We start from the raw sequence: 10,856 nt of genomic DNA, 5'->3' as shown, positions 1-10,856 counted from the left end.
GCGTTCGCCGTTGTGGGGCACAAGTGGAAGAATAGGGCACCTGACCCGACAAAAGGTTCATAATAGGTATTGAATCTGGACGGCACATTGTGCGCGAGTCGGCCTATTGATGAGCGTTTGCTTCCCGCCCATCTTAGGAACGGTTTCGCACGATCAACTTGGTGGCTTTCAAGTGACATCATATCTTTTTGTCGAGTCCCCTTCGATGTGCTATACAGCCATGCTTACGAGTTGTGGAGATAAATCTGACTCAATCGCATGGGAAATGATCAGAATACGCCTTGAGGTGGGAAGATAATCGCTGTGTAGGGGCTTTTGTCCAGAGTTCACCGGCCGATCTGTGGGATCAAGCCAAAACTACACCATCGGATTCCGTTCCAGCTTCCCCCGATATGCCGGATGCCGGTGCGACACGATCGCGTCAACCAGCGCTGGCGGCTTTGATCCTGCCAGCAGCAGCATCTTGCCTGTTTTCATTTCCAATATCTGATCTGCGGTCATAAGTTTCTGGCGTTGCTCGGCGATCGAAGTCTTGCGGCTCTCCCCAAACGTCGCGGCTGACTGCTTGGTGCGGGTCAGTACCGTTTGATCGCCAAGGGCATTCGCGGCCCAATTGGCGGTTTCGAACTCGGCGCGGCCGAGGCCGAAAATGCGGGTGGTGACGCAGGAGCCGAGAATGCTGGCGGTGTCGCCCTTGCCGTAGACGCNNNTGGCCCTTGTCCTGGGTGATGAACAGCGCCTCGATGCCGCAACCGGCGGCGACGTTGGCGATGTTGATCAGCTTTTCCATCCGGCCGAGACGAACAAATTCGTCCAGCACCAGAAGCACATTCCTTTTCGGCTTCTTGGCGCCCTCCAGCCGCACGGCCATGCCGAGAATGATATTTGTCAGCAGCCGGAGAAAGACGGCCTGGGCGTCCACCTGATCGAGCGGCACGACCATGAAGAGGTCGGCGCGGCCCTCGAACAGGTTTTCGAGCGAGCATGTGGAGACGCTAAGGAAACTGCGCAGTTCGTCGGAACGCGCCCAATCGAAGGCCTTCTTGATCGTCGTCTTGATTGCGCCGCGCTCGTTCTCGCCGGCTGCAAGGAAGGTGGCAGCGGCGGCCGCCGGGCGGGTGCCGAAGGTCTCGGGCGCTCCGGCCCATTCCATCAGCGTCTTTTCAAAGCCAGCGGAAAACAGCAGGTCCATGACGGTGATCAGGTTGCGATCGGCCTCGGCGCGCCTGGTCATGACGACCTCTATCACGGCGGCGATCATGGATTTCGCCATTTCGGCAAAGTGCGCGCCGTTTCCGCCTTCCGGTCGAACAAGCCCCTCGGCAATGACTTCGATGTCGCGGACCAGGTGCGCTTGCCGGATATAGTCGAGCGGATTGAAGCTGTCCTTCGACGGCTCGATTACGCCAAAGGGATTGAGAACCACGACCTGACGGCCGAGCGATTGCCGATAGCGGCGCGTCACGGCGAAGTTTTCGCCTTTGATGTCGAGGACCGCGACCGGCCCGTCATGATCAATGATGGCGGGAATGACGACGGAAACGCCTTTCCCGGCGCGGGTGCCGGCGATGGCGACATGATGGCCGGCACGCCATCCGGTTTTCGGGTTGGGGCGATAGCGCAACATTGCGCCGCCGGAGAGACCGAGCGGCAAGCCCGTGTCGTTGTGCCGGAGCTGGCGCAACTCGCTCCAGTTCATCCAACGGGCGCGCCATGGGCCTTGTTTTGAAATGCGGCTGGACGATGCAGGCGCGACGATCATGATCGCCCGCAGAATGAGGAACAGCGGTACAGGCAGGCCGATGGCGAGGCTGGTTTGCACGCCAAGCTTTTGCGCCTCGGTGAAGCGATCCCATGTCGAAACCATGCCTCGGATGCTCTCGATTCCGGAATAGCCGGCGTTACGCCAAGCCTTGAAGCTGTCGAGCAGGACGCCTGCCGCAATGGTGGGGTCGGTAAGGGCGAGAGCAGACGCGGCAAGGAGGGCAGCCCCCACAGCTAAGCCCGACGCGCTGCGGATGCGGCCCTGGGTGTCTCCCACCAAGGTCAGCAGCGCAAACCCTAAAAACATGACCAGGATCGCGGCGCGCGCATTTTGGTAGATCGGTGGCCAGAACAACGGTGCGGTTTCCATCAGCAGGAAACCGGCGGCCACGACGGCGATGGAAAGGGCATAGCGATAGGGCTGAATAATCAAATTCATGGATCGAAACTCCAAAAGGAAATGAGGATCAGTTACGGCCGCGACTTGGCGCAGGCGGTCGGGCTGTCACGTCGGCGGCGCGACCGCCTCCAGCATCGCTTCGGCTTGCTCCAGAAGGGCGAACGCTTCCGCCAGCTCGGTCGAGGCCGTGCCGCTGGAATGATTGCCGGAGGCGAGCCAGGCGTTCATGAAGGTAGCCTGTGACGCGATGAGCGATTTCAGCGATCCTTCCAAAGCCGCTTGCCGGTTTTCGATTATGTCGGTCGAGCGTTTCTCCAGCGCCTCGAATTGCGCGGTTCCGCTCTGCAAGGTGTTCATCAACGTCTCGACGTAACCCAGCAATTCGCGCTCCAGCGGCGACAGGCTCTCGGGCATCGGTGGTCTGGTGGTTCCGGTCATCGGTCAATCTCCCTGGACGATCTTCAGGCATGGTGTTTTGGCGGTCCCTGCCTGGCAGGTGATCAGCTGAAGGCGGTTGACGTCCCAGGTCAGGACTTTGCCGTTGCTGGTCTGGTTGATCTGCAAGCCCATTTGCCAGAGGCTGGCGCTCTGGGCTCGGTCGATCATCAGCCCCGCCCAAAACCAACTCGCGGTGAAGCTCAACAGGACGATCAGCAGTGCCACCGCGCCCATGGTCAGGAAGAACGGCTGTACCATCGACCGGAGCCGGTTCACGTCCGCCTCGGTCATCGCCAGCGCCTCGCTCAAGTGCTGGCGGTTCGCGTCGGTGAAGCTGCGGATATCGGTCTCGATTGTAGCTTGCTCGCGCTTCAAGGCTTCGCTCCAATCGGCCTCGAAGCTCGTTGAGGTCGATGGCGTCGAGCCGGCTTCCGGAGCGGCTGGGCTCGCCAGCCGATCTTTCAAGCGCTCGCTCAAGGGTATTCTCTCGGGTCCAGTCTTCACGGAACAGGTCTCCTTTCAGACGCCAGCGCTCGTCCGTCTCTGGATCGCGGACGGTGATGTAGTTTTTGCCGGCGCGCGGAAGGTCGAAACCAGCCCCCGTCAAAGCCTCGGTCATGCTTGGGCGGTCATGGATTTCGCCGGTCTCGATGCGCTGGACGATCCAGTCATGGATCAGCTCACGCGCATCACCGCGCCTGACACTCTCGATGAGGCTGACGGTCTCGCGGGCGCGCTCCGGCGCCATCGGATCGTTCCAGCCGTGTTCCTTGTTCAGAACATCGCGCAAAGCGTCGTAATGCTTCTGGTAGCCGGGCGGCGCGATGTTGAGGCTGCGCCCGCTCGCAAGCTCCATGCGCGGCGTCACGAAATGCATTTCGACGCGGCCCTCGTGGGTATGGCGGACCCAAAGCATATCGTGCTGGTCGGCTTCGAGGCCGGCAAAGGCAAGGTTCTCGAAGGCGTCCATCACCTGCCGTTGCTGGGTGGGGTTGGGCGCGTCCTCCGCCGTGAAGGCGATGACGCCTGCGCGATAGGTCCACTGGTGCGGGCAGGCGTCGATCAGCGCGCGCATGCGGTCTGCATCGCCGCGCAGCACCTCCGGCAGAGGCTCGCGGGCAAACAGCATTATCTCGCCGCGCTCGTCGCGGATCGCGTTGCGGTTCTGGTCGTAGGCGACGACGTCGCGCTCGACCAGGTAGTCAACCGGTCCCGATCCGCCGCCCTGGCCGTTTCGGAAGAACTTGATCAGCACGGCGCGCCATCCTTGGCCGTGAACTGCTCAAGCGTTTCCGAAAGCGCCCGCTCGATCGCGACCAGGCGCGCGGCAACCGTGATTGCGTCGATGGCGGACACCTGGCCCTGAACCTGGGCCGTGTTCAGCCATCGCGCGATCTGGTTGAGGTTGCCGCCGATCCGGGCGACGGCGCGCACCAGCTCAGGGGCCACCTTGGGGACCGGACGGCGGCGGCGCGCCTCGGTGAGGCCAAGCGCTTCCCGCATCAGCGTGGCAAAGGGCATACCGGCCCGCGCTGCGCGTGCGGTCAGCGCCTGCTTTTCCGATGCCGTGCAGCGGAAAACCACGACGGCATTGAGGTCGCCTTTGGGCGATCGCCGGGCGTTCTTGGTGGGGTTTGAAGGGGAGGCCTGCCTCCCCTCACAAGGCTCCCTGTCAGAAGGCTCGCCGTATGACAGGGGTCGCCTTGCTCCCTTCAAATCGCCATCCGTCATGACGCCCTCCGAAGATCGGTTTGCCTCGCGGGTTCATCGGCGATGTGCTCACGGCGACGGCTGAAGAATGCGATCCAATCGAGGGCGCTGGGGCTTGTGTCATCAGGTGGCCAGTAGCCCGGCAAAGCATAACCCGGCTTCCTGGTTTTCACCGTTCGAAGGCCCAAGGCGTCGATCGAAGGAAAGCCGTGACGTCGCAACCAGGAGCGCCATTGCTCGACCTGATCTGCTTTGGTTTCGGCCACGAAAACGAGCGGGACGGCTCGCTGCGTCTCGACGCGCGGCGGGGCGTCCTCGCGCGGGTTAGGTTTGTATATTTTTTCTTTCTCTAAGTTTGGTGGACATATTTGTCCCCCTTCGCCGGACACATCTGACCGCCTTTCCGGACGATTTTGACCGCCTTTGTCAGGGTAAAGGGTGACAACTTTGTCCGTCTTTTCGCGGGCGTCCGATGCGCGTAAAATCGATGCTGCTGAGGGACGATATTCTGTGTTGTGCCCGACGCCATTTCCGCGCTGGACCTCGAACCATCCTTTGACCTCAAGTTCACGGACGGCGCGCTGAATGGTCTTGACGCTCTTGCCGGTCGCGTCGGCAATCGTTTGATAGGACGGCCACGCCTTTTCGGTGTGGCCGTTCAAATGCGTGGTGATGATGTAGAGCGCCACAGACCGCGCGCTGTCGCTCAAATCCTTGTCGCAGCTCAACTGCTGAAGCCATTGCAGCTTCACGTCCCGAAATGGCCGCACCCCGCTCATGCGCGCCTCCCTGGGCGCAACGCGACCGGGAAAGAAGGGCCGAAAACGGCCGGAAAAAGTGGGACGGCGGCTTTACTAAGCCATTGATTTTTATAAAATGGGGTCTTCGTCCCACGCGGGGTTAAGCTGCTGAATTTTTTGGAATTCGGCAGGCCCTCCGGGCCCACCAGTCTCTTTTTTCAACAGGTTGCCACGGTCTTGGCCAAGGTTGGCCATTTTGGCGATTGGCCATCGGCGAACATGGCCACGACCTTCTCCATTGCATCGCCGGCGATGCGGGTGGAATCAGCGTCTCTGGAGTAGGGGTTGCAGCGGTCGGCTCCCGGCGCTCGCGGCGAGAAAACGGGAAATGCGCGTGTGCTGTCTTCTCGGCGATGACCGCAGATTGCGGCCGGCAAACGAATGCCGGGAAATGCCGAATTAATAGTTGACTCTTTTTATCAAGTTAACGTATCAGCCGCTTCAGCCAGCCCGTAGCCAGCCCTTTTTTCCAAGCAACATCAGGGGGATCGCATGCGGGGGCAGGCATCCATGGCCATGCGCGCGACATTGCTCGCGTCGGCCGTTTACACATCATCCATTACCGTCAATCCGGCCCAGGCCCAGGAGACGACGGAACTTCCGGCGATCTCCGTAAGGATCGCGGACTTTCTCGCCTCGCTGTTCGGCGACAAGACCACCATCGACGGCCAGCGCAATCTCGGCACCGAGGAGATCGGCACGCGCTCGGGCGGCAGCGGCGATCCCAACGACGCGCTGCGCAACCTTCCCAACGTGCAGTACCAGGACGATACCGACAACGACGCCGGCATCAATGACCAGGACCTGCTGGACACCCGCCCGAGGCTGTTGTCGATTTCCGGCGGCAAGACCTACGAGAACAATTTCGTGCTCGACGGGATTTCCAACAACAACCTCACCGGCACGGTCGAGCGATCGGCCACGGAGCTGTCGGATGATGGCTTCCCGAATGCCGACAAGCTCTACGGCCTGCATCCGGAAGCCAACTATGTGCCGGCGAGCTTCCTCTCCTCGGTGGAAGTGCACGATTCCAACGTCTCGGCCCGCTACGGCAATTTTCTCGGCGGCGTGGTTGTGCAGAAGCTGCAGAAGGCCGACGAGCAGGACTTCGCGGTGAAGTTTGACGTGCGCCACCATGCCGACTGGATGGTGAACTACCATCTGGGCACCGATGACGGCACCAATCCGCTCGATCGCGCCAAGCCGTCGTTCAGCCGGACCGATACGGCGGTCTCGGTCGGTGGCCGGGTCAACGACGTCCTTTCGGTGATGGGACGGTTCTCCCGCAAGCAGGCCGAGACCACGATCCAGAAATCCTACGAGATGGGGTCGACCTTCGCCGACGAGGATTCGACCAATGATTTCTACAATCTCGACGCGGTGCTCGACACCGATATCGGCCGCTTCTCCTCCTCGCTCAAGGCCACCCGCTCAAGCAGGCTCTGGGTCAGCTCCGAATACCAGGACATGCATATCGACGTCGAGAACGAGGCGACGACGCTGAAGTTCGACTGGGACCGGCAGTTCGACGGCGTGGTCGTCGATGCGATCGGCCTCGCCGATCTTCACGTCAATACGGCCGCCTATTCCGACATGTCGAAAACGGGCAACTATTCGAACGCCGACACCTCCTACGCCTGGGTGGGGATGCGGCGAAAGAAGGTCGGCGGCGTCTGGGAGACAACGTTCGACGCCACGACGACCGATTCCTATTGCCGGGCCCAGCCGGTAGAAGCGCTTTCCGATCTGGCCATCAGTTCCAACACCATCTGCTACACGGGCGGCTGGGGCAGTTTCGAGCAGTCGCAGACGACGAACGGCATGCGCGCCGACGTCGATGGCAAGATCTTCATGGGCACATTCACCGCCGGCGCACAGTTCGAAAGCGTCAAGGGCAGGCGCCACCGCCTCAAGGACCTGACCTATTACACGTCCTTCCGCACGGCGACAGGCGAGACCGCCTCGCCCGCAGGTGGCGCATTCACATGCCCCGACGGCGACGAGACCTGCACGAGCGAGCAATATGCGCGCATCAAGTCGGTGTGGGAGACCTTCGACGTCGAGAGGACGGTCAACCAGGCGAACGCCTATCTGGAACTCGACCAGGACGTCACCGACTGGCTGAACGTGCGCGCCGGATTGCGGGCGGATTACGAAGACTATTTCGATAACCTCAATCTCTCGCCCCGGCTGACGGCAACGGTGAAGCCGTTCGATTGGCTGTCGGTGAATGCTGGTTTCAACCGCTACTACAGCGCGTCGACGCTCGCCTATGCCCTGCGCGATGCGCAGCCGCGCGGCCAGACCTATACCCGCGGCCACGATGCCGCCGGAAACGTGGAGGCGGAGTGGACCGAACGCGCCGACACCGGCGTCTATTCCTACGAGGCCTCGGGTCTGAACACGCCCTACAAGGACGAGACGGTGCTCGGCATCGCAGTCCAGGAGCCGCTGATGGGCGGACTGGTGCGCCTGAGGCTGCTCGACCGCCAGGGACACGACGAATTTGCCCGCGCCGGGTGCGAGGCGACGACGTCTTCGACCTGCTACCGGCTCACCAATGACGGCGCGAGCACCTATCGTTCGGCCACGCTCGACTATGTCAACAATCTTGACGTGGGCCACATCCCCCGGCTCGACCGCCTGACCTTCATCGGCTCGGCCACCTGGTCGGAGCAGTCCCGCTCAACCGACAGCTATTTCGACACGGACGGCGAGCTCGAATACATCCTCTACAAGGGTGAGAGCTATACGCAGGAAAGCTTCACCGCGGTCACCGGCAATCTCGACATCCCGGTGCGCATGAATGCCCTGCTTACGGCCGACTGGTTCGACGGACGCTTCACCACCGCGGCGGAGGCCGCGCTCAATCTCGGCTATTACGGGGTCTACGACACCGGCGTGAACGAGATGTTCAACGGCTACCGGCACGACGTCTACGACGACAAGAAGTTCGGTGCTGTCCTGACCTTCAATGTCTCGGCCTCCTACCAGATGACCGACAATTTCGGGTTCTCGCTGATGGTGAACAACCTCTTTGACGAAACCGGCAATGCCGTCGCCGGCAATTCCAAGCCCTGGGTCGAGGGTCGCTCGTTCCGCATCTCGGCCAATGGCCGCTTCTGAGGCGACATGATGCTTCGTGCACGCGCGTATGATCTGCTGGGACGGGTGTCACAGTCCTTCGGGCGCTTTGTGCGCAGCCAGCCGCCGGGTTTCACCCCGGCGGCGCTGGCCATCGCGGCGATCGTTTTCGTGATGGCCCCGATCGAGCTGTGGCGGGAAAGCCAGCGCGATGTCGCGATCGGCTTTCCCGCGGATCCCGGCGAGAGAGACCTCTTGCGACTGCATGAGCGCTACGCCCGTCCGGTGGAGGACTGGCCACGACCGGTCCTGTCGCGCGCGGCCGATTTCACCGAATTCGCCCGCCTCGACATCCTCGCCCGTCCAACGGAGGGGCCCGAGGCGCTAAAGGTTGCCCTCGGCCGCAGGCTTTTCGCGGATCCCCGGCTGTCGGGGTCCGGCCAGATCGCCTGTGAAAGCTGCCACAACCGGCGCCTCGGCTGGGGCGACGGGCTGCCGGTTTCCTTCGGCGACGGCCGCCAGACCGGCACGCGGAATGCTCCGTCGCTGTTTTCCTCGGGCTACAAGACGGCGCTGTTCTGGGATCAGCGCGCCGCAAGCCTCGAGGAACAGGCGCGCGGCCCGATCCTTTCTCCCGTCGAGATGAACAACCACTCGATCGATGACATGGTGGACCGCGTGGCGGCCGAGCGGGACTACCGGGAAGCTTTCGCGAAGGTCGAGCCGGGAGAAGCCCTGGACGCGGATGCGATCTTCGCCGCGCTCGCGGCCTTTCAGCGAACGCTCGAGCGTCCCACCCGGCTCGACCGCTTCATCGAGGGCCGGCATGACGCGCTGGATCCGGAGCAGGTTTGGGGCCTGCACCTGTTCCGGACCAAGGCGCGTTGCGCCAACTGCCACAACGGGCCGCTGCTCTCGGACGGAAAGGCGCACAATATCGGCTTGAGCTTCTATGGCCGGCGACTGTCGGATCTCGGGGCATACGAGATCACCGGGGATCCGGCCGATGCCGGCGCCTTCGCCACACCCTCGCTTCGGCACCTGAGCCGGACCGGGCCCTACATGCACAACGGCCTGTTCGGCAATCTCGAAGGGATCGTTCGCCTCTACGAGATCGGGGGCGGTCGCACCGTATCCGCCGAGGTGGCAGCCACCGATCCGATCGGGCGCGCGGCAAGCACCCGCTCGGAGCTGCTTCTCCCGTTCACCCTGACCAGGGACGAGCGCCGCGCACTCGTCCGGTTCCTCGAGGCGCTTTAGCCGGAAGCCGGCTCCGCTCCATCATTCGGCTTTATCTTCAGCCTTCAGCGCCATTGCAGGCCCTGGCGCGTGCCGGGGCCTTGCGTGCTGTCGGGGCGCGACTTGAGAGGGCAGGGCCTTGCTTGTGGCGCGGCCTAGAATGCGGCGGTGGCTGCGAGCGGCAGGTTGGCGTCCGCTGCTTGGTCGGGATCGGGGGAGACGCAGACGCGGTTGCGGCCTTCCCTCTTGGCCTGGTAGAGCGCCCTGTCGGCGGCGGCGATCAACTGGTCCCGGTCGGTCCAGGTGCCGGGCGGACAGGAGGCCAGGCCGATGCTGACGGTCTGGCGCCCCGGGGCGCCGGGCAGGGCATCGAGCGCGGTCAGGCGGACGGCCAGCCGGGTGCGCTCGGCGGTGGCAAGCGCTGCGGCGGCGTCGACGGGCATCACCGCCACGAATTCCTCCCCGCCATAGCGCGCGACCAGGCTGCCTTCGCCGCTGATGGTCTCTTCGAGCACGCGCGACACCGCCATCAGGCATTCGTCGCCGGCCTGGTGCCCGTAGGTGTCGTTGAAGGCCTTGAAGTGATCGATGTCGATCATCATCAGCGAGATCGGGGCCTTGTCGTGCTGTGCCGCCTGCAGGCTCTTGGTGAAGGCGAGATCGAATTTCCGGCGATTGGCCAGTCCCGTCAGCGGATCGGCATTGGCCTTTGCGGCCAGCGCCTCGTTGGCCAGTCTCAGAAGCTCGTTCTTCTCGGTGATTTCCTCAAGCAGGCGTTCGGCTGTCTGCTCGGCCCGCAGCTGGCTGAGCCGGTGGCGCACCGTGTGCGCGATGAAACGGTGCAGGAAGCTGAAATAGAGGGCCGCAAACAGGGCGATCAGATAATTGCCCGAGCCTATGGCCCCGATGCTGACGCCCGTGCAGACCAGCGCGATGCTGATCAGCGCGGTGCCGGGGATCATGTAGGCCCTGCCGGCGGAAGCCTGGACCAGCGCGCACATCACGGCCAGGGTGATTGTCTGGGTGTCCGGTGACGTCTGGTAGAGCAGGATCGCCCCCGCGATCCCCCATCCCGCGCCCGACAACAGCCCGCCGACAACAAACAGGCGCAGCCAGGAGGGGTCGAGTGCGTGCGATGTCCGCGTCAGGAAGCGGTGCTCGATATGGATCCGGAACAGCCCGCAGGCGAGCGCGATCAGCGTGGCCGCCAGCCCTTTGCCGGGCATGCCCGACATGGCGGCGCCCAAACCGGCCAGCGCAATCGCGAGCGTGGCCATTACATGCGGCTTGCTGTTGAAGAGTTCGCGCAGCGTCTCGATCACCTGCCGCTCGGAGGCAAGTGAGCGACCGGCGATCACGTAAGGATTCCACATTTCGACTGCGCGCATCGGGATCGCCTGTTCGGCTAGCCGCCGCGTCGG

10 protein-coding genes and 1 pseudogene are annotated in these 10,856 nt (G+C 62.9%); 3 read left to right on the top strand and 8 right to left on the bottom strand.

Translation table 11 applies throughout. The features are described from left to right. The 5 genes and pseudogenes from AWJ14_RS23085 to AWJ14_RS22700 form a co-directional block, all read right to left on the bottom strand. A partial coding sequence (locus tag AWJ14_RS23085) for a DNA adenine methylase (RefSeq protein WP_171904826.1) occupies positions 1-179 on the bottom strand: 179 nt, incomplete at its 3' end. A 178-nt stretch (positions 180-357) separates the two neighbouring features. Further along, a pseudogene (locus AWJ14_RS22710) lies at positions 358-707 on the bottom strand (TraM recognition domain-containing protein); the annotation flags it as partial. A 3-nt stretch (positions 708-710) separates the two neighbouring features. Next, positions 711-2,203, bottom strand: a 1,493-nt coding sequence (locus AWJ14_RS05925; protein WP_245304142.1) for a type IV secretory system conjugative DNA transfer family protein, incomplete at its 3' end; no start/stop codon positions are given. Between the two features lie 66 nt (positions 2,204-2,269). After that, complete coding sequence (locus AWJ14_RS22705; protein WP_245304146.1) at positions 2,270-2,602, bottom strand: hypothetical protein; 333 nt, start codon at positions 2,600-2,602, stop codon at positions 2,270-2,272. A 3-nt stretch (positions 2,603-2,605) separates the two neighbouring features. Next, the gene (locus AWJ14_RS22700; RefSeq protein WP_245304145.1) at positions 2,606-3,079 is read right to left on the bottom strand and encodes a hypothetical protein; all 474 of its coding nucleotides are present in this window, start codon (positions 3,077-3,079) and stop codon (positions 2,606-2,608) included. Between the two features lie 154 nt (positions 3,080-3,233). On the opposite strand from AWJ14_RS22700, the gene AWJ14_RS23160 reads away from it, so the two are divergent. Further along, a complete protein-coding gene (locus tag AWJ14_RS23160; RefSeq protein WP_066176255.1) occupies positions 3,234-3,968 on the top strand; it encodes a hypothetical protein in 735 nt (244 codons plus the stop codon). Here AWJ14_RS23160 and AWJ14_RS22540 read toward each other — a convergent pair. Both AWJ14_RS22540 and AWJ14_RS21850 read right to left on the bottom strand, forming a co-directional pair. Then, positions 3,851-4,333 carry a MobC family plasmid mobilization relaxosome protein gene (locus tag AWJ14_RS22540; RefSeq protein WP_210183500.1) on the bottom strand — a complete coding sequence of 161 codons (483 nt, stop codon included), beginning with the start codon at positions 4,331-4,333 and terminating at the stop codon, positions 3,851-3,853. The two genes, AWJ14_RS23160 and AWJ14_RS22540, sit on opposite strands and share 118 nt — an antisense overlap. Next, on the bottom strand, positions 4,330-5,091 hold the full coding sequence (locus AWJ14_RS21850; protein ID WP_083220072.1) for a helix-turn-helix domain-containing protein: 762 nt from the start codon (positions 5,089-5,091) through the stop codon (positions 4,330-4,332). The genes AWJ14_RS22540 and AWJ14_RS21850 overlap by 4 nt, the downstream gene beginning before the upstream one ends. A 537-nt stretch (positions 5,092-5,628) precedes the next feature. Between AWJ14_RS21850 and AWJ14_RS05905 the strand changes: the two genes are divergently transcribed. Together AWJ14_RS05905 and AWJ14_RS05900 are read left to right on the top strand one after the other, a co-directional pair. Next, positions 5,629-8,238 (top strand): TonB-dependent receptor, encoded by a 2,610-nt coding sequence (locus tag AWJ14_RS05905; protein ID WP_171904825.1) that lies wholly within the window; start codon positions 5,629-5,631, stop codon positions 8,236-8,238. A gap of 6 nt (positions 8,239-8,244) precedes the next feature. Next, on the top strand, positions 8,245-9,456 hold the full coding sequence (locus AWJ14_RS05900; RefSeq protein WP_083220070.1) for a cytochrome-c peroxidase: 1,212 nt from the start codon (positions 8,245-8,247) through the stop codon (positions 9,454-9,456). Positions 9,457-9,590: 134 nt separating this feature from the next. Here the strand turns inward: AWJ14_RS05900 and AWJ14_RS05895 are convergent, their stop codons facing one another. After that, positions 9,591-10,823 carry a GGDEF domain-containing protein gene (locus AWJ14_RS05895; protein WP_066176248.1) on the bottom strand — a complete coding sequence of 411 codons (1,233 nt, stop codon included), beginning with the start codon at positions 10,821-10,823 and terminating at the stop codon, positions 9,591-9,593. Between the last annotated feature and the right edge of the window lie 33 nt (positions 10,824-10,856).

Origin of the sequence: Parahoeflea olei (assembly GCF_001703635.1) — a bacterium.
GTDB classification, from domain to species: domain Bacteria; phylum Pseudomonadota; class Alphaproteobacteria; order Rhizobiales; family Rhizobiaceae; genus Hoeflea; species Hoeflea olei.
This window is presented reverse-complemented; position numbering and strand designations above follow the sequence as displayed.